Raw genomic sequence first — 23,057 nt, 5'->3', positions numbered from 1 at the left:
GACCCCTCTCTAGCCGAAACAACCCCAAGGGGACTTAGACGTGCTGGACGTCAACTTCTTCGATGAGCTCCGGATTGGCCTCGCCACCGCCGACGACATCCGTCAGTGGTCCTTCGGCGAGGTCAAGAAGCCGGAGACCATCAACTACCGGACCCTCAAGCCGGAGAAGGACGGGCTCTTCTGCGAGAAGATCTTCGGTCCGACCCGGGACTGGGAGTGCTACTGCGGCAAGTACAAGCGCGTCCGGTTCAAGGGCATCATCTGCGAGCGCTGCGGCGTCGAGGTCACTCGCGCCAAGGTGCGCCGTGAGCGGATGGGCCACATCGAGCTGGCCGCGCCGGTCACCCACATCTGGTACTTCAAGGGCGTTCCGTCGCGCCTCGGCTACCTGCTGGACCTGGCGCCCAAGGACCTCGAGAAGATCATCTACTTCGCGGCCTACGTGATCACCGGCGTGAACACGGAGCTGCGGCACAACGACCTGCCGACCCTCGAGAACGAGATCGGCGTCGAGCGCAAGAACCTCGAGACGAAGCGCGACGCCGACATCGAGGCCCGTGCGCAGAAGCTGGAAGCCGACCTGGCCGAGCTGGAGGCGGAGGGCGCGAAGTCCGACGTGCGCCGCAAGGTCAAGGAGGGCGGCGAGCGCGAGATGCGCCAGCTGCGCGACCGCGCCGGCCGCGAGCTGGACCGCCTCGAGGAGGTCTGGACGACCTTCACGAAGCTCGAGCCGCGTCAGCTGATCGCCGACGAGCTGCTCTACCGCGAGCTGATCGACCGGTACGGCGAGTACTTCACCGGCGGCATGGGCGCGGAAGCGATCCAGAAGCTGGCGACCGAGTTCGACGTCGCCGCGGAGGCCGACAGCCTGCGCGACACCATCCGCAACGGCAAGGGGCAGAAGAAGCTCCGCGCGCTGAAGCGGCTCAAGGTCGTCGCCGCGTTCCAGGCGACCGGCAACGACCCGCGCGGCATGGTGCTCGACGCCGTCCCGGTCATCCCGCCGGACCTGCGCCCGATGGTGCAGCTCGACGGTGGCCGCTTCGCCACGTCGGACCTGAACGACCTGTACCGCCGCGTGATCAACCGGAACAACCGGCTCAAGCGGCTGATCGACCTCGGCGCGCCCGAGATCATCGTCAACAACGAGAAGCGGATGCTGCAGGAGGCCGTCGACGCGCTGTTCGACAACGGCCGCCGCGGGCGTCCGGTCACCGGCCCGGGCAACCGGCCGCTGAAGTCGCTGTCCGACCTGCTGAAGGGCAAGCAGGGCCGGTTCCGCCAGAACCTGCTGGGCAAGCGTGTTGACTACTCGGGCCGTTCGGTCATCATCGTCGGTCCGCAGCTGAAGCTGCACCAGTGCGGTCTGCCGAAGGACATGGCGCTCGAGCTGTTCAAGCCGTTCGTCATGAAGCGGCTGGTCGACCTGAACCACGCGCAGAACATCAAGTCCGCCAAGCGGATGGTGGAGCGGTCGCGGCCGCAGGTGTGGGACGTGCTCGAAGAGGTCATCACCGGCCACCCGGTGATGCTGAACCGTGCGCCGACCCTGCACCGGCTGGGCATCCAGGCCTTCGAACCGCAGCTGGTCGAGGGCAAGGCCATCCAGCTGCACCCGCTGGTCTGCGAAGCGTTCAACGCGGACTTCGACGGCGACCAGATGGCGGTGCACCTGCCGCTGTCGGCCGAGGCGCAGGCCGAGGCCCGGATCCTGATGCTGTCGGCGAACAACATCCTGTCGCCGGCGTCGGGCCGTCCGCTCGCCATGCCGCGACTGGACATGGTCACCGGTCTGTTCCACCTGACCCGGCTGAACGAGAACGCCGAGGGTGCGGGCAACGCGTACTCGTCGCCCGCCGAGGCGATCATGGCGTTCGACCGCAAGGCGCTGAGCCTGCACGCCCCGGTCAAGATCCGCGTCACCGACCGTCAGCCCGCGAAGGCCGACGAGGCGGCGCTCGCGGAAAAGGGCTGGGAGCCGGGCAAGCCGTGGCTGGCCGAGACGACGCTGGGCCGCGTCCTGTTCAACGACCTGCTGCCGGCGGACTACCCGTTCATCAACGAGCCGATGCCGAAGAAGCGGCAGGCGGCCATCGTGAACGACCTCGCCGAGCGGTACTCGATGACGCAGGTCGCGCAGACGCTGGACAAGCTCAAGGACGCCGGTTTCTACTGGGCGACCCGCTCGGGCGTCACGGTCGCGATCTCGGACGTGCTGACCCCGGTCGGCAAGAAGGCCATTCTCGACGAGTACGAGGGCAAGGCCGACCAGGTCGAGAAGCGGTACCAGCGCGGTCAGCTGTCCCACGCCGAGCGCAACAACGAGCTCGTCAAGGTGTGGACGCAGGCGACCGAAGAGGTCCACAAGATCATGGAGACGGCGCTGCCGGACGACAACCCGATCGCCATGATCGTGAAGTCGGGCGCCGCCGGCAACATGACCCAGGTCCGTTCGCTGGCCGGTATGCGCGGTCTGGTGTCGAACCCGAAGGGTGAGTACATCCCGCGTCCGATCAAGGCGAACTTCCGTGAAGGCCTGTCGGTGGCGGAGTACTTCATCGCCACGCACGGCGCCCGGAAGGGTCTGGCGGACACGGCGCTGCGTACCGCGGACTCGGGTTACCTGACCCGTCGTCTGGTGGACGTTTCGCAGGACGTCATCGTCCGCGAGATCGACTGCGGCACCACGCGCGGCATCATGATGCCGATCGGCGAGGACCTCGGCGACGGCAAGGTCGTGCGCGACCAGCACGTCGAGACCTCCGTGTACGCGCGGAACCTCGCGACGGACGCGGTGGACGCCAAGGGCAACGTCGTGCTGAACGCGGGCGACGACATCGGCGACCCGGCCATCGAGAAGCTGCTCTCCAGCGGCATCTCGAAGGTGAAGGTCCGCTCGGTGCTCACCTGCGAGTCGGCGGTCGGTGTCTGCGCGACCTGCTACGGCCGTTCGATGGCGACGGGCCAACTCGTCGACGTCGGCGAGGCGGTCGGCATTGTCGCCGCCCAGTCGATCGGTGAGCCGGGCACGCAGCTGACGATGCGTACGTTCCACCAGGGTGGTGTCGCCGGTGACGACATCACGACCGGTCTGCCCCGTGTCACCGAGCTTTTCGAGGCTCGGGTGCCGAAGGGCAAGGCTCCGATCGCGGACGTCGACGGCCGCGTGCGGATCGAGGAGAGCGAGCGGTTCTGGAAGATCACCCTGATCCCGGACGACGGGTCGGAGGAGATCGTCTTCGACAAGCTGTCCAAGCGGCAGCGGCTCGCGAACACCCCGAACGGCCCGCTGGGCGACGGCGACCACGTCAACGTCGGCCAGCAGCTGCTCGAGGGCACGCCGGACCCGCACGAGGTCCTGCGCGTCATGGGCCCGCGCGAAGCGCAGATGCACCTCACGGACGAGGTCCAGAAGGTGTACCGGGCGCAGGGTGTGTCGATCCACGACAAGCACATCGAGGTCATCGTGCGGCAGATGCTGCGCCGCGTGACGATCATCGACTCCGGAGCCACGGACTTCCTGCCGGGCGAACTGCCCGAGCGGACGAAGTTCGAGGCGACGAACCGGGCCGCGGTCGCCGAGGGCGGCGAGCCGGCTTCGGGCCGTCCGGTGCTGATGGGCATCACGAAGGCGTCGCTGACCACGGACTCGTGGCTGTCGGCGGCCTCGTTCCAGGAGACCACGCGCGTCCTGACCGACGCGGCCATCAACGGCCGCTCGGACAAGCTCGTGGGCCTCAAGGAGAACGTCATCATCGGTAAGCTCATCCCGGCCGGTACGGGCATCAACAAGTACCGGAACATCCAGGTGCAGCCGACCGAGGAGGCGCGGGTCGCGGCGTACGCGATCCCGTCCTACGACGACGGTTACTACACCCCGGACGTGTTCGGTTCGGGCACCGGCGCCGCGGTTCCGCTGGACGACTACGACTTCGGTCGCGACTTCCGCTGATCCGCTCCGCGTGAACGAAACGCCCCCGGCTTCGGCCGGGGGCGTTTCGCTTGTATGCGGGGTCAGACCGCGGCGGGCACGTTGATCCGGTCGAGGAAGTCGGCGATCAGGTCGATTCTGGCGACCAGGGTCGCCGGGTCGATCTCGTCCCGGTACACCGCGTAGCACCACCCGTGCTCGAGGCCGATGAGGTCCGGAAGCAGTTCATGGTTGCCGCGCAGCCAGTCCATGGTCTCCGGGGCGATGACCTGGGCCGAGAGGTCCTGATCGCTGGCGTATCCGGTGAACTCGTTCTCGGCCGGCGTGAATTGCTCCCAGCGGGCGGCCGAGGGCGACGTTCGCGCCTCCGCTTCGAACAGCCTTTGCTGGTAGTTGAGATACGCCATGGTCCGCCCGAACATCCGCACCGGTTCGGTCGGGTACGCCTTGGCGATCTTCATGCTCGGCGTCGGCCCGACCTTGGTTTCGATGGTGTACTCGTAGATCCTTCTGGAGCTGTTGGCCCCGACCCGGAGCGAGCACCAGTACGCGCTGACCCGGAACTGCCGGTCCCGCCGCGGCAGATCAGCCGCGAACTCGACGGTCGGAGGACTGCTGGGGAAGGTCATGCCCTCCGAGATGGTCTTCGGCCGGTACAGCTCGCCAAGAGGCTTCCGGCGCTGCGCGGACCGGGGCCGCCCGTATTTCAGATCGGCGACCATGGATCCGCCCAGTTCCTCGGGCACCGCGTGCAATGCGGCCTGCCGGGCTCGTCTCGCTCGTTTCTTCTTCAGATGCCAGCGGAAGCCGAGATAACTCGGGAGCACGACCATGACCAGGAGTCCGAGGATCGGCCTGAGCCAGTACCAAGCGTCGTGCTCTGCGAGGGCGAGATCCACGGCTCAGAACTCCAGATCTTTTTTGGTCTCGTCTTCCGAAGTTCCGTCCCCGGTCGTCGCGTACTCGACGGCCTTGCGCGCGTTCTCCAGGTGTCCCAACGGTTTCCCTGGCTTGACCGGCAGGTCGGTTTCGTTCTTGTCGTGGCTTCGGAGCCCGACCTGCGACCGTGCCTCGTCCAGCAGCTTCCCGCCGACGGTTTTCCCGAAACCGTCCTTGGCCCGCTTGGCGGTGGTCTTGCCGCCTTCCACGGCCATCTTGGCCACTTCGTCCTTGGCCGCTTTGAAGAACGTCTGGAACCGGGCGATCAAGTCCTTGATCATGTCCAGCAGCTTCTGCAGCTTGCTGACCTGCTTGGTCGCCTTGCCCGCGGTAGACGCCGCGCGCACCCCGGTCGCCGTGCCCGCCGCCGCGGTGGATGCTCCGAACGACGGGACCGCGGCGGCCAGTGCCGGGATCCAGATCATGATCAGCCAGGTGATCAGCTCGGTCAGCAGCGCCTTGATGAAGTCCTCGATGACGGTCATCGCCATGCTGCACACCTGCAGCATCGTCGCGATGTCGCCGGCCTGGTCGGCGGTGCCGGTGATCCCGGTCGAGAACTTGGCCAGCTTCTCCGCCGCGGTTTCGGCCGCGCCGCCTTCCCACTGCGAGAGCGAGCTCTTCGCCTGCTCGCTGAACTGGTGCGCGAACTGCTCCAGCCCGCGCCCGATCGCCGTGAAGTTCTCGGCCGCTTTGGACAGTGCCGGGCCGTCGCCGCTGACGAAGTGGATCGCGTCCTGGAGCGGGTCGCAGACGGCCAGCAGGAAGTTCAGTCCCTGGCCGACCAGCCAGCCGATCGGATCGGAGCTGATGCTCATCGCGGTTTCCGCGCACGACTGGACGAAGTTGGTCGTCTCGGAAACCACCCCGCTCAGCCCGGTCGCGGTGTCGCCTGCCTTGATCGCGTCGCTGGTGCCCGCGTCGTAGATCTTCACCGCGCCGCCCACCACCGGCAGCGCGTTGACGATCTTCTTGCCGGTGCCGTCCTCCGGCTTGATCTCGATCTTGCCCAACGGATCAGACATCCCGCCCCCTACTTCCGTCCGCTGCCGAGGTTGTCGATCTTGCCCATGACGTCTTTCCAGCTGCGGCAGTGGTCCTCTTCGGTCTGGTCGTAGAACTGGCCGGCGCGGTTGATCTTGTCGGACGCGGACTGCAGGCCGGTTTCCATCGCGGTCAGCAGGTCTTTCAGGTCGTTGACCATGTCCGTGTACATGTGTTTGACGAGGATGCCGATGACGCCCCAGGACTCGTCGCCGACGTCGGCCTGCGCCACCTTGCCCTTGACCCCGGCGACCGCGGTCTTGTTACCCGCCAGCTGGCGGGAGTAGTCGTAGAGCTTCGCCGTCTGCACCTGGTAGCCGGCCATCAGCGGTGGTCCTCGTCGTCGAACAGGTTCTTGAGGAAGTCGTCCCCGGCGGACCCGGCCGAGGACGGCGGTGGCGGCGGGGGAGGGGTCTTCTCCGCGGGGTCGGCCAGCAGCTCGCGCTCGGAATAGTCCTCGTGCTGTTCTTCCTCGACGCTCCGCTGCGGCGCGGGCGCGCCCCGTTCCATCGCGGCACGCAATTCCTCGACGTCGGTGCCCAGCAGTTCGGCCTGGGTTTCCAGCACCTGCTCGGTGAGCTGCATCGAGTTGCCCGTGTGCTGGTCCACCAGCACGGCCTGCTGCCGCGCGGACTCGGCGACCGCCTGCTGCAGGGTCGCCATCACCATCCCGGACAACTCCGTCCCGCCGTGGCGCAGCGCGGCATCGGTGATCCGGATGTCCTTGATCGACCCGCCCGGGCCGGAGACGACGGTGACCGACTGGTCGGGCGACGTCGCGGTCGCTTCGAGCGCGCTCAGTTCCACCTGCATCTGGGCGATGCCGGCGAACTGGTCGTCCACCCGCTGCAGCCTCGATTGGAACCGGTCGAATTCAGCGACCAGCCGGTCGAACTCGTCGGACATGCCGTCTCCCCTTGTGTTCTGTTGCCATACCGTCATGGCCCAATCCGGCATCTTACGGTCGGTATCCGACTAAACACGGCGAAACCGCCAAAAAAGCCCCGTCGCGCGCTCTCTGGTCCCGGTCGCGCTGCGTAGCGGGTCCGGAGACGGTACTTGTACGGTCGCGGCCCGGATCCGGCTGGCATAACTTCGCGCGCGTGGCTGATGTCGTGCCGTTCACGGACAACTTCTCGGATCTCTCCAACGCGCAGGGGTACCAGTTCGAATTCCGTTGCGAGCGCTGCGGAAACGGGTACCGGTCGGCGTTCCAGCGGGACGCGATGGAGACCGGGCGCAGCATGTTGCGCGCGGTGGGCTCGTTCTTCGGCGGGACGCTGCAGCAGTTGAGCAGCTCCGCGGACCAGTGGAAGTACGACCGGGCGACGAACTCGTCAGCGAAGGACCGCGCGCTGACCGCGGCCGTCGAGGAGATCACCCCGCGCTTCCGCCAGTGCCGCGGCTGCAGCGACTGGATGTGCGCGGATCAGTGCTGGAACGAGGAAATCGGCCAGTGCCTGCGCTGTTCGCCCAGCGTGGCGGAGGAGGTCTCGCGCGCGCAGGCGGCGGCGCAGCGGGACCAGATCTGGGACAAGGCGCGCGAGAAGAACTGGACCAAGGACCTGGACCTGGGCACCCGCGCGAAGCTCACCTGCCCGGACTGCGGCCTGAAGGTGGACGGCGGGAAGTTCTGCACCGGATGCGGAAGCTCGCTGGCCCCGACTGTCCACTGTGGAGAGTGCGGCAAGGAGTCCAAGGCGGGCGCGGTGTTCTGCGCGGATTGCGGGCACCGGCTCTGAGGTCTCAGACCTTGGCGAGGGTTTCGCGCCGCTTCTTCACCCGGCGAGGGACGCTGGGCAAATAGGTGCGCTTGAGCAGCAACAGGCCGGGGAAAAGCAAGATCAGGGCACCGAGGAGATCGACGGCCGCGAACACCGAGCCGACTTGGTAGCCCAGATCTCCCCCGAACGGGCCCACTGCGATCTCGACGACGGTGCCCCGCGCGGGAAGCTCGTTCTTGTTCCATTCGGCGGTGATTTCGTGGATGATGCCGCCCTGCTCGTAGGTTCCGTACACCTCGGCCCGGTCGACGGTGCAGGACGGGCCGCCGGTGGTGCTCACACAATGCCGGGTGCCGCCGCCGCTGGCCCCGGTGACCGTCGCTTGCACCTGCGGAGCCAGCCCCGTCAGCACGGCGATCGAGTTGCCCGCCGGTCCGATTCCGACGGCGATCAGGGCGAGCGCGATGAGCGTCCGCGCGGTCAGCGAGATGGAGGTGACCGGCTGCCGGTCGCGTGCGTCGCGCCTGCGGTTCAGCGGCGTGCGGAGGAATCCGCCGCGCTTGCCGATCCAGGCGTCGTACCGGGTGTCCGCTCTGGTCGCGACTGAACGGAATTGGCGGTCATTCGCCCACTTCTCCCACATCGCTGAGGGGACAGCGGCGGCGAGCATCGCGAGTTTGCGGGAGTTGTCGAACATCCGGTCTTCGGTCAGCCCGCCGGTGTCGGTGGTCCAGATCGCGTCCTCGCGGAAGGCGACCTGGTGCACGCGGAACCACCGGTCGTTCAGGAGCAGCTCGCGGACCTCGCCGGTCAGCATCTCCCTGGCGAAGTCCGGATCCGAGGCGTAGACGGAGAACCGGCGGTCGAATTCGGGGTCGGTCTCGAATTCGTGCAGGGTGGTATCGGGCCGCAGCCAGCTGAACTGGTTGCGGGTGATCCGCATGTCTTCGAGCGGAGTGAAGTGCTCTGGGGCGAAGGCTTTGGTCTTCGGCGAGATGGTCAGCGCGGGCACGCTCGGGATCCGCAGCTCCACGACCGAGCAGATCGAACCGAGCGCCTCAGCCAGCTTCGACTTCCGGCGGAAATTGCTGTCCCGGTAAGGAGATTCGGTCGAATACTCGATGCCGAGCAGCCGATGCCCGTGATGGGTGAACTCGACCGTGGCCCGGCTCGGCCAGGGGTCGGGATGATCCCGCGGGACAGCAAGCCCTTGCCGGGGAAGGAAACCGAAGCTGGGCTCATCGCTTGAATCGACGCGCTTCGCCCAGCGCTGCGAGCGCCACCCCCGCCAGGCAAGCAGCGCGGCGACGACCAGCGGTACGCCGTACCAGGCCAGCGGCGGCACGGTCAGGCTGGCGGAGAACCAGTACAGCGTGGCGAGGGAGACGGTGATTCCGCTGAGCACATGTAAAACCGCCGCCAGGACCGCGCTGCGACGCTCGGCCCAGGCGGCGGTCCACAGCAGCAGGAAGGCCAGCGCGCAGCCGCCGAAGAAATAGCCAGGGACAACCAGCTCGTCCGTCACGCAAACCCTTACATGTCCAGGTTTTCCCGAGTGTCCTTGGCGGAATGCTCCCCGGCCTCGTCGCTCGCGTCCTGGGACTTGCCGATGTCCCTCGCGTTGCTGATCATCTTGTCGGCGAAGTCGAAGCCGCCCTTGCCGACATAGGCGGAGCCCTTGCTCAGGTCGGACGGGTTCACGCCGATGACCTGCTTGACCGCCTCGCCGGGCATGCCCTTCAGCGCGTCGACCGCCGCGGTGCCGAAAGCGCTTCCCTTGGTTCCGGTGGCGTTGGCGACCGCACCGGCGAGCGCCTTCTCCGTGCCGGGGGTGATGCGGGCGCCGGACGGGGTGAGCTTCGAGCCCTGCTTGATCATCTCGTCGGCCCACTTGGCGAGGAACGTCAGGAACTTCTCGATGAGCTGGCCGAGTTTGCCGAGGTGGCTGGTGACCCTGCTGACCGTGCTGGCCACGCGGGCGACCGAGGCCGTCATCGCCGCGGCGACGGACGAGCCGAGGCTGACGACGGAGGCGGCGAGCGCGGGCAGCCACAGGTAGATGAGCCAGCTGACCAGTTCGGAGATCAGCGCCTTGACGACCTCTTCGATGACGGTCATCACCATCGACCACATCTGCAAGGTCTCGGCGACCGCGCCCGCGCTGGAGCCGATGCCCTTGATGCCCTCGGAGAACTGGGCCAGCGCCTTCTTCGCGGCGTCGCCGCCTTCGCCCTGCCAGTCCTTGAGCGCCTCGTCGCCTTCCTTGACGAAATTGTCGGCCAGGGTGACGAAGCCCTTGCCGATCTCGACGAAGTTGCCGGAGGCTTCCTTCAGGGCGGGACCGTCACCGGTGACGAAGTGCAGGGCGTCCTGCAGCGGCTGGATCAGTTCGATCAGCATGTTCAGGCCGTTGCTGACCAGCCAACCGACCGGGTCGAGCGCGAAGCTCGCCAGGTCCACCGCCGCGCCCGCGACGAAGCCGGCGCCGTCCTGCACCAGCTGGCCGCTGGCCGAGGCGAAGTCGCCGAAGCTCTTGGCGTCGCCGTAGTTCTCGATGGCGCCGGAGATCGTGTTGACGCCCTTGCCCACGAACGGCGTCTTCTTGGCCGCTTCGAGCGCGTCGTGGCCGAACCCGTCTTCGTGCTTGATTTTTACGCCGTCGGCGACGCTGTCCTGTCCCATGAGTTCCCCTTGCTCAGAGCGGTCCGTCGATCTTCGCGTCGAACTTGCCGAAGGTCATGACGGTGTCCTTCTCGTGCCCGTCGTAGATCTCCGCGGCCTTGCCGAGCTTGTCCTGAAACACCTCGACGCCGCTCTTCATGGCCTCGAGCAGTTGCTTGAGCTCGTCGAGCTTGCTCGTGTAGGTCTGCTTGGCGACCAGCCCGATCAGGCCCCACGACTTGTCGCCCACGTCGGCCTGGCCCACGAGGCCGTTGAACTTGCCCGCCTCGCTCTTGTAGTGGTCGAGCCCGGTGGAGTACTTCGTGATGGCCGTCGTGACGACGCTGTGGGTCATCGGTGGTCCTCCTCGTCGTTGAACAAGTTCTTGAGGAACTGGTCGCCCGCCGAAGCGGAGGGCGGCGGCGGAGCGGCCTGCGCCGGCTGCTGCTCAGCGCGAAGCAGGTTGTTGTTCGCGAAGTCCTCCTCGTCGCGAACCGGCGCCGCCGGCCGCTGCGGCTGCGCCTCCGGGAGGTTGGACTCCAATTCCTCCACCGTGGTTCCCATGCCCGCGGCTTGCGCTTCGAGAACCTGCTCGGACACGTTCAGCCCGAAGGCCGTGCCCACGTGCTCGTCGACGATCCCGGCCTGCTTGCGCGCGGATTCCGCGACGGCCTGGTGCAGCGTCGCCAGGATCGTGGACGCCAGCTGGTCCGGCTGCTGGCGGAACGCGTCGGGGGAGAGCCGGAGGTCCTTGACCGAACCGCTCGGGCCCGCGACCACGGTGACCGACCGGTCCGGCGACGTCACCTGCGCTTCGAGCGCGTTCAGTTCCTCCTGCATGTCGCCGACCTTCGCGAACTGCGCTTCGGCCTGCTTGAGCTTCGTCTGGAACTTCTCGAACTCCGCGACGAGTCGGTCCATCTCTTCGGACACGGCGGTCACACCTTCCCTGCACCTCGCTGATGTGCGGGATTATGCCGCTTCTGTCGGCTTCGTGCTTCAAGAGTGCGGAATCCGCGGCGCCGGATTGCCGCAGGTCAGCAATCCGGCTCGCTAAGACGGGGACCCGACCTGCCGGGATTCCCTGATCTCGCGCAGGATGCGGACCCGCCGGGGAGCGCGCGGCCGGAAGATCGTCTTGAAGAACAGCAACCCGAGAAGGAGGGGGACCAGCGCGCCGAGCATGGTCGTCACGACGGCGGTGGTGTTCTGGAAGACCGTGTACCACCAGATCGGGCCGATCCGCACGTCGACGACGTCGCCGCGTTCGGGCAGTTCGCCGGAGGACCAGCTGGTGACGACCTCGTGCGTCCGGCCGTCGAGCTGGTAAGTACCGCGGACCGCGGGCGACCTGCTGCCGCAGATCTGCGTGCGGTTGGCGCCACAGGCATGGCCCGTGTCGCCCCTGTCGGATTCGAGGACCGTGAGCGGGACTTCCGCGGAGAGGCCAGCGGCGACGGCTAAGCCGTTGGCGATCGGCAGCAGACCGCCCACCACCATGGCCGTGGCGAGCAGCGAGCGCGTCAGCACCGTCGTCGGGGCGAGCGGCTGCCGGTCCATCGATTCGCGGTAGCGATTCACCCGGTTCCGCACGAAGCCGCGGCGCTGGCCGAACCACAGGTCGTAGCCGGTTTCGGCGCGGGCGGTCACCCGGGAGAACTCGGTGTCGCGCCAGAGGTTCGGCGTGACAGCCGCGGCGAAGATCGCGAGGTGGCGGGCGTTGCCGAGCAGCCGGTCTTCGTTCAGCCCGTCCGCTTCCGCGGTCCAGAGCGCGTCGCGGTCGAACACGACCTCGTGGACCCGGAACCACAGGTCGTTGAGGATCAGCTCGCGCACTTCCGGGGTGAGCACCTTGGCGGCGAACTCCGGATCCTCCGTGGTGACCTCGAAACGGCGGTCGAATTCGGGATCCACCGCGAACCTCTGCAGCTCCTCGGCCAGGAACTCCTGCGGCTTCCCCGGCGGCTTCGGGGTGCCGACTTGGATCCGGGTGATCCGGGCGTCCTCGAACGGGGTGCTGTAGTCCGGTTCGAACGCGCCGACCCTCGGCGTGATCAGCAGGGCCGGGCTGGCCGGGATCCGCAGTTCGATCATCGAGTAGATGCCGCCGACGCGGTCGGTGGCCCGGTCGGTGACCGTGTCCGGCTCGCTGAGCGGGTATTCGACGCCGAGCAGCCGATGGCCCTGGTGTTCGAGCTCGAGGACTCGCCGCAGCGAGAGGCTGTCCTGCTGGTCGAACGCCACGGTGCGGCCTCGCTTCGGCAGCACCCCGAAGCTCGCCTCGTTCGTGACGCCGAGGCGGCGGAGCGAATCGCGTTGCCGCCAGGACTGCCAGAGCACGAAGGCGACGAACGCCACCGGCAGCGCGATCCACACCGCCAGCGGCGCGCGGACTTCCATGCTGACGGTGAACCAGGTCAGCGTCGTGCCGAGGAAGACGAGGCCGCAGGCGATGTTGCTGATCGCCGAGGTGACCGTGCCGCCGCCCTCGGTCCGGCCCGCGATCCAGAGCAGGACGAACGAGGCCAGGAAGCCGAGAACGATGTACCAGGGAAGCGGTTCAGCCATCAATTCGCCCAGGTTGAGGTTGTCGCGGGGTTCTTCGCCGTCGTCGGCCGAGGGTTCTTAGCACCCTCGGCCCCGGAGCGGAGTATGCCGTTTCGTACCGGTTCGTGCGGCTCCGTCGGCGAGAAGAGGCCAGAGTTCCCGGGATTCGATCACGAAAAGGTAACGAACATATCGGGCGAACAGCCCCACCTCGGACGCCGAAGCGCCGAACATACTTTGGGCCGAACGGAGCATCGCAGGTCAGCGCCGCCGCTCCAGCCGGATGTCAGGGCGAGGGGCGGGCAAGTCGGCCCAGTTCGTGGGATATTCACCCCTTCGGTCGACGTTCCCACGATTGATCACCGCATTGACAGTGCGTGCGGTTCGCCAGAGTATTTCGCGCATGTCCATTCCGGTTGCCCTCGTGTGGCGCCTGCACGTTGATCTGCGTCAGCAGGCCAGCGCGCTGTGTAGGAATTCCTGACCTTTTCTTCCGGCCGCGTTCGGCTGGCTGATTTCTCTTGCCCCGCAACGGGTTTCTGTGGCCCGAGGGGATAACCGCTTTTCCCGTTCCGGGTGGGTTTCATGCTGCCCGGAGAACGGGGAAAGAAGTGCCTTCGCGGGCGCTTCACGGGAACACGAACAGGGAGACACAATGCGATTCAGCTCCTCCTCGGGCGCCCCGCCCCGATGGCGGAAAGCGCTGACCGTCGCGGGCGCGGTCGCGCTCGCGATCGGTGCGGTGACCTACACCGGGTCCAGCACCAGCGCCTACGCCGACGTCCAAGTGGTCACCGACGCCAAAACCGCGTCCGACGGCAAGCAGTACTGGGTGCAGAACCACCTGGTGAGCAAGGACCTTGCCGCGCAAGCGCGTTCCGCGGACGGCACGCCGAAGAAGTGGCTGCTGGTCTGGGCTGGCGACGAGAACATCGCCGACACCGCGGTGAAAGACGTCAAAAACCTGCCGGGATCGCTCGGCGGCGGTCTCGGCAAAGTCAAGAATGCCTTGCCCGGTCCCGATTTCCTCGCGGTGATCGACGCGACGCAGGGCTCGCCGACGTACGGCAAGGTGGTGAACACCGCGACCGTCGGGCCGCTTGTCGAGAACGAGCCGCACCACATGCAGTACGTGTGGCACAAGGGCGACACGATCTACGCCGGTGCGTTGTTCGCCGCGGCGACGTACGCGTTCGACGTCAGTGCGTTGCCGCAGCTGAAGCTCAAGGGCATCAGCCTGCCGACGCAGACGCTCGGCGGTTCCGTGCCGGACGCGTACTGGGTGTTGAAGGACGGCACCGCGTACGGCACGTACATGGGCGGGCCGGTCGTGCCCGGTCCGTACGCGTACCAGGACGGTTCCACGCAGATCGGCAACGGTTTCGCCGGCAGTCCGGGGGAGGTTGTGCACTTCGACCAGAACGCGCAGGTGCTGTCGCAGAATCCGGCGGCGACCCCGCAGGGCGACAACGCGAAGCTGTGCGACAACCTGCCGCAGCTGGGCAAACCGTCCTGCGCGAACCCGCACGGCGTGCAGGCGCGCGAGGACCTCAACACCCTCGTCACCAGTGACTACGCCGAACCGCGCAACATCATTCTCGACCCGGTGAAGCAGCCGTCGCCGTATCTGCGCCGTCCGACGATCCGCACCTGGGACATCTCCGACCGCAACCACCCGAAGCTGAAAGCGGTGTCCTACCTGCAAGACGGCCCGCGGGCGAATCCGGCGGACCCGCTGCACTCGGAAAGCCGCGCGGTCATGGAGACCACGGTGACGAACCTGCCCGGCCACAAGGGCGCGTTCGCCGAGACGATGCAGGGCGGCGCGATCTTCTACACACCGGACATCACCGCGAAGGACCCGCACTGGATCGAGGTGTTCGACGACGGCACCGCGGGCAAGCCGATCTACTCGCAGAACGACTCCAACGGGGCCAGCTCCAACGGCGGCTGGCTGCAGACCAGCCCGGACGACCGGTTCCTGTACCACGCGGTGCAGGGCAGGCAGAAGGGCGCGCTCGGCCCGGACGACCCCGGCACCACCGGCGGCGTGTACGTGCTCGACATCCAGAAGCTGGTCGCGGCGGGCGACAAGGTCGAGGACATCAAGGGCCGCGTCGACACCGTGGAGAAGGCGCAGCAGGGCGGCGGGGGAGACCTGCCGACCGTCGTCGGCTCCGCGCCGATCAACCCGGGTGTGCCCGGGGCGGGCCCGCACTGGGGCGCGTACGACAACTTCGCGCTCGGCCAGGACGGTTTCTACCACGAAACCCAGCAGCCGCAGCACATCGCGGTGTCGAACTACTTCGTCGCCCGGTCCGGTTTGGACGGTGACCACAAGGTCAACCTGCTGAACCTGTCGCCGGACGGGAAGGTCGCGGTCGACGCCAACTTCCGCGACGAGTTCACCGGCCAGGTCGGCATCAACTTCAACCGGAAGTCGTGGCCGCACGGGGACTTCGGCAACGCCAAGCCGCACTCCGAGCTGTTCGTGGTCGCCGACCAGAACGTGAAGTAACTCGTTCCCGGCGCGCGGGCGCCCGTCCGCGCGCCGGGACTCTCCCCGAAGAAGGTCTCCATGGATCACCACGTCACTCCGGCCGCCACCGGATCGTCCGGGGTGGACAGTGCCGCGCTGGTGCTGCGGCTGATACTGCTGCTGGCGACGGCATTCCTCGCCGGTACCGGGATTCTGCGTCCGCTCGTCGGACCGCTGCCGCGCAAGCTGTGGCTCACCACCGGCGCGCTGGGGGTCGGCTCGGCGGTGCTGGCCGCGGTGTCGGCGGCGACGGTCGACGTCAACCTCGTCGCGCTGATCGTGCACATCGTGCTCGCGTTGGCGGTGCCGGTGCTGCTTCGGTGGCCCTCGGCGGGCCGTTGGGCTTCGCTCGCGCTGGTCGTACTCGTGGTGTTGGAGACCTCCGTCGACGGCACGGGTATCTCCTTCGCCATCGACACTGTGTACGTCGCCGCGGCTGCACTGTGGTTCGGCGTGACGCTGCTGTCGGCGTGGGTGCCGGTGGAGGAGTGGCGCTCGACGCCGTTGCGCGTCGGGCCGCTGTCGGTCAGCCTCGCCGGACTGTTGACGCTTGCGGGCGTCGTGCAGCTCGGCGTCTCCGGAGTCGCCTTCGACCGACGGCTGTACGAAACACTCTTCGGCATCTCGCTGATCGTGGTGGTCCTGCTGCCCGCCGCGGTCACCGTCGTGTCGGCAATCTTGTTGTCCCGCAACGCTTCCATTCGCGGCTACCGCGACGGCGTCGCCGGGGTCGCGCTCGGTTTCGTCGCGTGGAGTGCGCTCGCCGCGGTGCCGCAGCCAGCGCCGTTGCCGGTGCCCGGAGTGCCGCTGCTGGCGGACGCGACCGTCGGCGGCGCGAGCGTGCCGGTGCTGGTCAGCCCGCAACGGCCCGGACGCAACCTCGTGCACTTCCCGGCGAGCGCGGGCACGGACTTGTCCGCCGGCGTCGAGGGCGGGACCGTGACCACTGCGGCGGCGCGCGCCGGTGCGGAAGGCAGCTGGGCCGAGGTCGACCTTCCGCCCGGACGCAGCACTCTCGTCGTGCACAAGGGCGACGCGACCACCACGGTCGACGTCGACGCGGGCACGGAGGCGGGCCCGGCGGTGTCGGACGCCGACGCGCCGGAATGCGCTGAAGCCGCACTCGGCGGTCTGGTGGCGGAGAAACGCGACGTGCTCACCAGCTGCCCGGCGGACGCGTTGTCGCCGGAGGACCGCGGTTCGCTGGTGAAGCTGGTCGAATTCCTCGCCTCGCGGAAACCGTCAGCGATCACGCTGGTCGAGGACAAGTCGCCACGTGGGGTGCAAGCCGCCCAGCTCGTCCGCGAAACCGCCGCTCGCGTCGGGCTGCCGGTACGCCCGGACGCGGCGGCGGATACCGCACTGGTGGTCGTCTCCGGCTGGAGCGACGGGTACCTCGCGATGAGTCGCGCCGCCGAGTCACAGCGGCTCAAGCCGACCCACCAGTTCGGCCTCTATCTCGCGCCGTGGCTGCTCAACGGACCCATCGTCAACACCGTGGCCAGCGCGGCCATGCCGCTGCGCTTCGACCCGCGAGACCAGCTCGCGGTGAGCTACGCGGTGGCGGTCGGCAACAGTTTCGGCGGAGAAAGCCCGTCACTGGGCGGTTTCCGGACCTGGCTCGGTCCACAGTGGACAGCGGTGAACGGCGAGGTGCAGCTGTTCGCGGCCGCGCAGGTCAACGCGATGCCGATGTACCCGAACGAACCGCACGCGCCCGGCATGCAGGCCGCGCGCGACTACGCCGGGCAGTGGATCCCCGACGGAACCATCGTCCCGATCAGCGGCGCGCTCCGCTGACCCGCAGTTCCCCGAAGTACCCCGAAGAAAGGAAACCCCTGATGAAACGCACTGCCGCCCGGATCCTGCTGCCGCTCGCCGCGGCCGGGGCGTTCGCCGGATTCGGCGGGGGAGCGGCCAGCGCCGCCACCCCGGACGCGTCCGCTCCCGCCCAGCCCGCGGTCGCCGCTGGCCAGGCCGCCGCGCCGGGAGCCTCCGTTCCCGGTCTCCCCGCTGGCCTGCCTTCCCTGCCGACCGGCGGCCTGCCTTCCCTGCCGACGGGCGGCCTTCCAGCCCTGCCGACTGGCGGCCTGCCCGCGCTTCCCACCGGTGGTCTGCCCACCCCGAGCCTCCCCGGCCTCCCGGGCGCCCCGAGCGGCGGCAGCCCGTCGATCTGGGTCGTCCCCGGCCTCGACGCGGGCAGCCTCCTCGGCCCCACCACCCAAGCCCCGGCGCAGCTCCTCGCGCCGGTGTTCAACCTCGTCACCGCCGTTTCCTGAGCACTGAAGGAGAAAGCCATGAAGAAGACAGTCGTCCGCGCCGTAGCCGCCACCGCGCTCGCCGGAGCCGCGGTGCTCGGCGCCGCCGCTCCCGCGCTGGCCGCCACGCAGGACCAGCCCGGTGTCGTCGTGGTCGACGAGCCGGACACGGCGAACCTGAACAACATCTGGACGTTCGCGCCGCTCGGCGTGCCCGTGCTGGGCCTGATCCAGTCGCTGAACGGCGTCCCCGGCCGGATCCTGCCCGGCTGACCCCGACCCCGCCGGTGGTTCCCCTCGTCCCCGGGAACCGCCGGCGGACCCCGGAAAGAAGGACCATGGACAGACAGCTGATCGGCCGGCTCGCGATCGCCGGGATCGCGGTGGCCGCGGTCGCCGCGGCAGCAGTGATCCTCGGCGACGACCCCGCGCCCGCCCCGGTCGCCGTCTCGACGCCGACCGCGGCCGTGCCGCAGCGCGCCCCGGACCGCACCATCACGCGCACCCTGGCCCCGACGACGTCCACCGCGCCGGCCGCGCCCGCTCCGTCCAGCTGGCAGATCACCTACGAACTCGCCGGCTCCGGCACCGCCACCGTCGTTTACGACGACAACGGCCTCGGCCTGGTGCACCAGGAACTGTCCGTGCCGCTGCCCTGGCGCAAGACCCTGACCTGGCCGAAGTCCGCCGTCGCGCCGACCGTGCAGCTGATGGGCCAGTCAAGCGGCCCGGTCGAATGCCGGATCTCGGTGAACGGCATGCTGGCGCGGTCCGCGAAAGCCGCCGACGGCGAGGTCGCCAGCTGCGCGGGACGGCTCAGCTGAGGTCTTTCGAGAACCAGTGCTCGGCGTACTTGTCGTCGTTGAACGCCACGACCTCCGCGTACCCCATCGACGCGTACAGCGCGCGTGCTTCGACCAGGTCGTCCCGGGTGTCGAGCCGCATCCGGACCGAGCCCAGCCGCTTCGCCGCCTCTTCGGCCGCCGTGACGATCAGCTTCCCGCCGCCGTGCCCGCGGTGCTCCGGGCGCACGTACACCTTCGTCAACGCGCTCAGTCCCGGCTCGACCACGCGGACCCCGATGCAACCGGCCGGTTTCCCGTCCCGATAGGCCATCAGGAACGCCCCGGTCGGCGCGACGAGGCCGTCGGCGGGCTCGTCGGCCAGCGCCTCGTCCACCTCGGCGGGCGTGGCCGGACGGCCGTAATACCGCGACGCCACCTCGTCCATGTACTCGCGCAGGATCGCCGTCGCGTCGGGGTGTTCGGCCGGGATTTCGCTGATCTTCCAGTCCACGTCCCTCATCTTGGGGAGTCCGTCCACCGATTTCCCCGGCAGGTACCGTGCAGTCCGGCAGGGGAACCGAACGAGGAGGCGACATGGACGGCAGCGAGAACGTCGACCAGCCGGGGGACAAGAAGACCGGCGGCAGCCATGCCGCGCCGGAGGGGGCTGGAGTGCACCCGCTGATCGATCTGTCGCGCGACCCCAACCCGGGCAAGCCCGACCACGCGAAGCCGGACGAGGACTGACCCTCGGCTGGCCGGACGGGGACTGATCTCCGGCTCGGCCTGGACGAGGATTGACCCGGCCGGGCGAGGACTGACCCTCGGCTCGGTCCGGACGAGGACTAACCCGCGGCTCGGTCCAGGCGAGGACTGACCCGCGGCCCGGTCCGACGAGGTTTGACCCCGGCCCGGCGGGTGCACACCGCCGGGCCGGTTTTCGCGGCTCCGCCCAGCCCTGAGGCGGGCGCCGCCTCCGGTGAGGTGCTTGTCACCCCGGGCGAGGTCCATTGTGGAACACCCGGCGGCTCTTCTTCTTGCCGCTGAAGAATTTCTCTCGCGTTCTTAACGCCGCCGAGAGTTCTCGGCGCGGTGGTCGGCGAGCGATGCCCGGCGCGCGTCCATTCATTGGTCGCCCCGTCCCGGCATGCGAACCGAAGTGCGCTCTGACCGCGGGAACCCGTCCGGGAATAGCGTCGCCGAGCCCCGCGTTCTGCATCTCGGGAAGTCCCGCGCGGCACCGTCCCAAGGCCCCGATCTGGGGTTACGATGACCGGTCGGCGACCGTAGCGACCCCCCGCCCGGACCGCTCCGCGAGTGGACGGGTATCTTTGGAGACCGTGCCCGGCAGGCGTCGGGCCGCTCCGCGTGCCGTTGGGCATGAGCGGGGTGCTTTTGCACCCGGTTCACCGGCCTCGCCACGTGGGGTTCCGACGGAAAATCCCTCCGGGAAGTTACCGGTCGAGAGACCGTGACGCGGGCCGACACGCCCGACCGCGGGGACCGGTGAAGACACGAAGAAGCAAGATCACGACAGGAAGCTGGTCCATTGCCCACGATCCAGCAGCTGGTCCGCAAGGGCCGCCAGGACAAGGCTGCCAAGCAGAAGACCGCGGCCCTCAAGGGGAGCCCGCAGCGTCGTGGCGTGTGCACCCGCGTGTACACCACGACTCCCAAGAAGCCGAACTCGGCCCTGCGCAAGGTTGCTCGTGTGAAGCTGACCAGCGGTATCGAGGTCACCGCGTACATCCCGGGCGAAGGCCACAACCTGCAGGAGCACTCGATGGTGCTCGTGCGCGGTGGCCGGGTCAAGGACCTGCCGGGTGTTCGCTACAAGATCATCCGCGGTTCGCTCGACACCCAGGGTGTGAAGAACCGTAAGCAGGCGCGCAGCCGGTACGGCGCGAAGAAGGAGAAGAGCTAATGCCTCGCAAGGGTCCGGCGCCGAAGCGGCCGCTGATCTCCGACCCCGTCTACGCCTCCCCGCTGGTCACCCAGCTGGTGAACAAGGTGCTGAAGGACGGCAAGCGGTCCCTGGCCGAGCGCATTGTCTACGGCGCTCTCGAAGGCGCTCGCGAGAAGACCGGCACCGACCCGGTCGTCACGCTGAAGCGCGCGCTCGACAACGTGAAGCCCACCATCGAGGTGAAGAGCCGCCGCGTCGGTGGCGCCACCTACCAGGTGCCGATCGAGGTCAAGCCCGGCCGCTCCACCACGCTGGCGCTGCGCTGGCTGGTCTCCTTCTCGCAGGCCCGCCGCGAGAAGACGATGATCGAGCGGCTGCAGAACGAGCTGCTGGACGCGAGCAACGGCCTTGGCGCCAGCGTCAAGCGTCGCGAAGACACGCACAAGATGGCCGAGTCCAACAAGGCCTTCGCGCACTACCGCTGGTGATGACCGCCCGGCTGCCGATAGAAGCCATGCCGGGCCCCACGTTCGAGACAGGGGAACATTCTCGTGGCACGTGAAGTGCTGACCGACCTCAACAAGGTCCGCAACATCGGCATCATGGCGCACATCGACGCCGGTAAGACCACCACCACCGAGCGGATCCTGTTCTACACCGGGATCAACTACAAGCTCGGCGAAGTCCACGACGGCGCCGCCACGATGGACTGGATGGAGGAGGAGCAGAAGCGAGGCATCACCATCACCTCGGCTGCCACCACCACCTTCTGGAACGACTACCAGATCAACCTGATCGACACCCCCGGGCACGTCGACTTCACCGTCGAGGTGGAGCGCAACCTGCGGGTGCTCGACGGGGCGGTCGCCGTCTTCGACGGCAAGGAAGGCGTCGAGCCGCAGTCCGAGCAGGTCTGGCGGCAGGCGGACAAGTACGACGTCCCGCGCATCTGCTTCGTCAACAAGATGGACAAGCTGGGTGCGGACTACTACTACACCCTGCAGACCATCTCGGACCGTCTCGGCGTCCGGCCGCTGGCCATCCAGCTGCCGATCGGCGCGGAGAACGAGTTCGAGGGCGTCATCGACCTGGTCCGGATGAAGGCCCTGGTCTGGCGCGGCGAGGTGCAGAAGGGCGACGACTACTCCGTCGAGGACATCCCGGCCGAGCTGGCCGACCGCGCGGCCGAGTACCGCGAGAAGCTGATCGAGGCCGTCGCCGAGACCGACGACGCGCTGATGGAGAAGTTCCTCGAGGGCGAAGAGCTGACCCAGGACGAGATCAAGGGCGGCATCCGCAAGCTGGTCGTCACCCGCGAGGCGTTCCCGGTGCTCGCCGGCTCCGCGTTCAAGAACAAGGGCGTGCAGCCGATGCTGGACGCGGTCATCGACTACCTGCCGTCGCCGCTGGACGTGCCGCCGGTCGAGGGTCTGCTGCCCGACGGCGAGACCCCGGTCACCCGGCACGCGACGACCGAGGAGCCGTTCTCCGCGCTCGCGTTCAAGATCGCCGCGCACCCGTTCTTCGGCAAGCTGACCTACATCCGGGTCTACTCGGGCAAGGTCGCCTCCGGCGCCCAGGTCGTCAACGCGACCAAGGAGCGCAAGGAGCGCATCGGGAAGATCTTCCAGATGCACTCCAACAAGGAGAACCCGGTCGACGAGGCTCTGGCCGGCCACATCTACGCGGTCATCGGCCTGAAGGACACCACCACCGGTGACACCCTTGCCGACGCGCAGAACCCGGTCGTGCTCGAGTCCATGACCTTCCCGGACCCGGTCATCAAGGTGGCCATCGAGCCGAAGACCAAGGCCGACCAGGAGAAGCTCTCCCTGGCGATCCAGAAGCTCGCCGAGGAAGACCCCACGTTCCAGGTCAACCTGGACGAGGACACCGGTCAGACGATCATCGCGGGCATGGGCGAGCTGCACCTCGAGGTGCTGGTCAACCGGATGAAGTCCGACTACAAGGTCGAGGCGAACATCGGCAAGCCGCAGGTCGCCTACCGCGAGACCATCAAGAAGACCGTGGACAAGCTCGACTACGTCCACAAGAAGCAGACCGGTGGTTCCGGCCAGTTCGCGAAGGTCATCGTGAAGCTGGAGCCGCTCGAGCGCACCGACGGTGCTCTCTACGAGTTCGACAACAAGGTGACCGGTGGCCGCGTGCCGCGGGAGTACATCCCGTCGGTCGACGCGGGCGCACAGGACGCGATGCAGTACGGCGTGCTGGCCGGCTACCCGCTCGTCGGGTTGAAGTTCACCTTGTTGGATGGCGCGTACCACGAGGTCGACTCTTCCGAAATGGCGTTCAAGATCGCCGGTTCCATGGCGATGAAGGAAGCCGCGAAGAAGGCAGGCCCGGTCATCCTCGAGCCGATGATGGCCGTCGAGGTCACGACTCCCGAGGACTACATGGGTGACGTGATCGGCGACCTCAACTCCCGCCGTGGCCAGATCCAGGCCATGGAGGAGCGCGCCGGTACCCGTGTCGTGAAGGCACTGGTCCCGCTGTCGGAGATGTTCGGCTACGTCGGCGACCTGCGGTCCCGTACCCAGGGCCGGGCGAACTACTCCATGGTGTTCGACTCCTACGCCGAGGTTCCCGCGAACGTCGCGAAGGAAATCATCGCGAAGGCGACGGGGGAGTAATCCCCTCCGCTCGCGGGCATTAAGGGACTCTCCTGAACGTCCGCAGCAACGACGAAGGAACATTCGCGGGGC

Annotated in this window: 21 protein-coding genes; 11 read left to right on the top strand and 10 right to left on the bottom strand. The window is 67.9% G+C overall.

The genetic code is table 11. The features are described from left to right. Nucleotides 1-40: 40 nt before the first annotated feature. Entirely contained in the window at nucleotides 41-3,952 is a 3,912-nt protein-coding gene (locus FKO37_RS46735; protein WP_037816286.1) for a DNA-directed RNA polymerase subunit beta', read from the top strand. A 62-nt stretch (nucleotides 3,953-4,014) separates the two neighbouring features. Here FKO37_RS46735 and FKO37_RS46730 read toward each other — a convergent pair whose 3' ends face one another. From FKO37_RS46730 to FKO37_RS46715, 4 genes are read right to left on the bottom strand one after another with little or no spacing between them, the layout of a single operon-like run. Beyond that, nucleotides 4,015-4,830, bottom strand: coding sequence for a hypothetical protein (locus FKO37_RS46730; RefSeq protein ID WP_238608653.1), 816 nt, complete (start codon nucleotides 4,828-4,830; stop codon nucleotides 4,015-4,017). Nucleotides 4,831-4,833: 3 nt separating this feature from the next. Then, nucleotides 4,834-5,895 (bottom strand): hypothetical protein, encoded by a 1,062-nt coding sequence (locus FKO37_RS46725; protein WP_134663736.1) that lies wholly within the window; start codon nucleotides 5,893-5,895, stop codon nucleotides 4,834-4,836. A gap of 8 nt (nucleotides 5,896-5,903) precedes the next feature. Continuing rightward, nucleotides 5,904-6,239 (bottom strand): hypothetical protein, encoded by a 336-nt coding sequence (locus tag FKO37_RS46720; RefSeq protein ID WP_238608652.1) that lies wholly within the window; start codon nucleotides 6,237-6,239, stop codon nucleotides 5,904-5,906. Continuing rightward, nucleotides 6,239-6,820: a YbaB/EbfC family nucleoid-associated protein gene (locus FKO37_RS46715; protein ID WP_238608651.1), complete on the bottom strand. Its 582-nt coding sequence runs from the start codon at nucleotides 6,818-6,820 to the stop codon at nucleotides 6,239-6,241. The genes FKO37_RS46720 and FKO37_RS46715 overlap by 1 nt, the downstream gene beginning before the upstream one ends. Nucleotides 6,821-7,017: 197 nt before the next feature. On the opposite strand from FKO37_RS46715, the gene FKO37_RS46710 reads away from it, so the two are divergent. Further along, entirely contained in the window at nucleotides 7,018-7,656 is a 639-nt protein-coding gene (locus FKO37_RS46710) for a zinc ribbon domain-containing protein (protein ID WP_238608650.1), read from the top strand. A gap of 4 nt (nucleotides 7,657-7,660) precedes the next feature. Here the strand turns inward: FKO37_RS46710 and FKO37_RS46705 are convergent, their stop codons facing one another. The 5 genes from FKO37_RS46705 to FKO37_RS46685 form a co-directional block, all read right to left on the bottom strand. After that, nucleotides 7,661-9,163, bottom strand: a complete 1,503-nt coding sequence (locus FKO37_RS46705; RefSeq protein ID WP_238608649.1) for a DUF3137 domain-containing protein — start codon at nucleotides 9,161-9,163, stop codon at nucleotides 7,661-7,663. An 8-nt stretch (nucleotides 9,164-9,171) separates the two neighbouring features. Further along, a complete protein-coding gene (locus FKO37_RS46700) occupies nucleotides 9,172-10,320 on the bottom strand; it encodes a hypothetical protein (RefSeq protein ID WP_238608648.1) in 1,149 nt (382 codons plus the stop codon). 13 nt (nucleotides 10,321-10,333) lie between these two features. After that, nucleotides 10,334-10,654, bottom strand: coding sequence for a hypothetical protein (locus tag FKO37_RS46695; RefSeq protein WP_238608647.1), 321 nt, complete (start codon nucleotides 10,652-10,654; stop codon nucleotides 10,334-10,336). Beyond that, nucleotides 10,651-11,232 carry a YbaB/EbfC family nucleoid-associated protein gene (locus tag FKO37_RS46690; RefSeq protein ID WP_238608646.1) on the bottom strand — a complete coding sequence of 194 codons (582 nt, stop codon included), beginning with the start codon at nucleotides 11,230-11,232 and terminating at the stop codon, nucleotides 10,651-10,653. The genes FKO37_RS46695 and FKO37_RS46690 overlap by 4 nt, the downstream gene beginning before the upstream one ends. A gap of 120 nt (nucleotides 11,233-11,352) precedes the next feature. Next, the gene (locus tag FKO37_RS46685) at nucleotides 11,353-12,867 is read right to left on the bottom strand and encodes a DUF3137 domain-containing protein (RefSeq protein ID WP_238608645.1); all 1,515 of its coding nucleotides are present in this window, start codon (nucleotides 12,865-12,867) and stop codon (nucleotides 11,353-11,355) included. Nucleotides 12,868-13,501: 634 nt separating this feature from the next. On the opposite strand from FKO37_RS46685, the gene FKO37_RS46680 reads away from it, so the two are divergent. The 5 genes from FKO37_RS46680 to FKO37_RS46660 all read left to right on the top strand — a co-directional run bounded on the left by FKO37_RS46680 (nucleotide 13,502) and on the right by FKO37_RS46660 (nucleotide 18,467). Continuing rightward, nucleotides 13,502-15,364, top strand: a complete 1,863-nt coding sequence (locus tag FKO37_RS46680) for a selenium-binding family protein (protein WP_238608644.1) — start codon at nucleotides 13,502-13,504, stop codon at nucleotides 15,362-15,364. Nucleotides 15,365-15,424: 60 nt separating this feature from the next. Next, nucleotides 15,425-17,185: a hypothetical protein gene (locus tag FKO37_RS46675; protein WP_238608643.1), complete on the top strand. Its 1,761-nt coding sequence runs from the start codon at nucleotides 15,425-15,427 to the stop codon at nucleotides 17,183-17,185. A 41-nt stretch (nucleotides 17,186-17,226) separates the two neighbouring features. Next, nucleotides 17,227-17,664, top strand: a complete 438-nt coding sequence (locus tag FKO37_RS46670) for a hypothetical protein (RefSeq protein ID WP_238608642.1) — start codon at nucleotides 17,227-17,229, stop codon at nucleotides 17,662-17,664. 18 nt (nucleotides 17,665-17,682) lie between these two features. After that, a complete protein-coding gene (locus FKO37_RS46665) occupies nucleotides 17,683-17,916 on the top strand; it encodes a hypothetical protein (RefSeq protein ID WP_238608641.1) in 234 nt (77 codons plus the stop codon). 65 nt (nucleotides 17,917-17,981) lie between these two features. Then, nucleotides 17,982-18,467, top strand: coding sequence for an MmpS family transport accessory protein (locus tag FKO37_RS46660; RefSeq protein WP_238608640.1), 486 nt, complete (start codon nucleotides 17,982-17,984; stop codon nucleotides 18,465-18,467). Here FKO37_RS46660 and FKO37_RS46655 read toward each other — a convergent pair. After that, nucleotides 18,460-18,939: a GNAT family N-acetyltransferase gene (locus tag FKO37_RS46655; protein ID WP_374204485.1), complete on the bottom strand. Its 480-nt coding sequence runs from the start codon at nucleotides 18,937-18,939 to the stop codon at nucleotides 18,460-18,462. The two genes, FKO37_RS46660 and FKO37_RS46655, sit on opposite strands and share 8 nt — an antisense overlap. 83 nt (nucleotides 18,940-19,022) lie before the next feature. Here FKO37_RS46655 and FKO37_RS46650 point away from each other — a divergent pair, with 83 nt between their 5' ends. The 4 genes from FKO37_RS46650 to fusA all read left to right on the top strand — a co-directional run bounded on the left by FKO37_RS46650 (nucleotide 19,023) and on the right by fusA (nucleotide 22,985). Then, nucleotides 19,023-19,175, top strand: a complete 153-nt coding sequence (locus FKO37_RS46650) for a hypothetical protein (protein WP_101436018.1) — start codon at nucleotides 19,023-19,025, stop codon at nucleotides 19,173-19,175. An 802-nt stretch (nucleotides 19,176-19,977) separates the two neighbouring features. After that, nucleotides 19,978-20,352 carry a 30S ribosomal protein S12 gene (gene rpsL, locus FKO37_RS46645; protein WP_003102113.1) on the top strand — a complete coding sequence of 125 codons (375 nt, stop codon included), beginning with the start codon at nucleotides 19,978-19,980 and terminating at the stop codon, nucleotides 20,350-20,352. Then, the gene (gene rpsG / locus FKO37_RS46640; RefSeq protein WP_007031033.1) at nucleotides 20,352-20,822 is read left to right on the top strand and encodes a 30S ribosomal protein S7; all 471 of its coding nucleotides are present in this window, start codon (nucleotides 20,352-20,354) and stop codon (nucleotides 20,820-20,822) included. The genes rpsL and rpsG overlap by 1 nt, the downstream gene beginning before the upstream one ends. A 63-nt stretch (nucleotides 20,823-20,885) precedes the next feature. Then, nucleotides 20,886-22,985 carry an elongation factor G gene (gene fusA, locus FKO37_RS46635; protein WP_037816271.1) on the top strand — a complete coding sequence of 700 codons (2,100 nt, stop codon included), beginning with the start codon at nucleotides 20,886-20,888 and terminating at the stop codon, nucleotides 22,983-22,985. Nucleotides 22,986-23,057 lie beyond the last annotated feature (72 nt).

Source organism: Amycolatopsis sp. Poz14 (assembly GCF_006704225.1).
Classification (GTDB): Bacteria; Actinomycetota; Actinomycetes; order Mycobacteriales; family Pseudonocardiaceae; genus Amycolatopsis; species Amycolatopsis nivea.
Note: the sequence above shows the minus strand (reverse complement) of the source record. Positions and strands in the feature narration are given on the sequence as shown.

Coding starts and splice junctions, on each gene's coding strand:
- FKO37_RS46725 (WP_134663736.1), bottom strand. CDS start 5,895: ATGTCTGATCCGTTGGGCAAGATCGAGATCAAGCCGGAGGACGGCACC.
- FKO37_RS46720 (WP_238608652.1), bottom strand. CDS start 6,239: ATGGCCGGCTACCAGGTGCAGACGGCGAAGCTCTACGACTACTCCCGC.
- FKO37_RS46715 (WP_238608651.1), bottom strand. CDS start 6,820: ATGTCCGACGAGTTCGACCGGCTGGTCGCTGAATTCGACCGGTTCCAA.
- FKO37_RS46700 (WP_238608648.1), bottom strand. CDS start 10,320: ATGGGACAGGACAGCGTCGCCGACGGCGTAAAAATCAAGCACGAAGAC.
- FKO37_RS46695 (WP_238608647.1), bottom strand. CDS start 10,654: ATGACCCACAGCGTCGTCACGACGGCCATCACGAAGTACTCCACCGGG.
- FKO37_RS46685 (WP_238608645.1), bottom strand. CDS start 12,867: ATGGCTGAACCGCTTCCCTGGTACATCGTTCTCGGCTTCCTGGCCTCG.
- FKO37_RS46680 (WP_238608644.1), top strand. CDS start 13,502: ATGCGATTCAGCTCCTCCTCGGGCGCCCCGCCCCGATGGCGGAAAGCG.
- FKO37_RS46675 (WP_238608643.1), top strand. CDS start 15,425: ATGGATCACCACGTCACTCCGGCCGCCACCGGATCGTCCGGGGTGGAC.
- FKO37_RS46670 (WP_238608642.1), top strand. CDS start 17,227: ATGAAACGCACTGCCGCCCGGATCCTGCTGCCGCTCGCCGCGGCCGGG.
- FKO37_RS46665 (WP_238608641.1), top strand. CDS start 17,683: ATGAAGAAGACAGTCGTCCGCGCCGTAGCCGCCACCGCGCTCGCCGGA.
- FKO37_RS46660 (WP_238608640.1), top strand. CDS start 17,982: ATGGACAGACAGCTGATCGGCCGGCTCGCGATCGCCGGGATCGCGGTG.
- FKO37_RS46650 (WP_101436018.1), top strand. CDS start 19,023: ATGGACGGCAGCGAGAACGTCGACCAGCCGGGGGACAAGAAGACCGGC.
- rpsG (WP_007031033.1), top strand. CDS start 20,352: ATGCCTCGCAAGGGTCCGGCGCCGAAGCGGCCGCTGATCTCCGACCCC.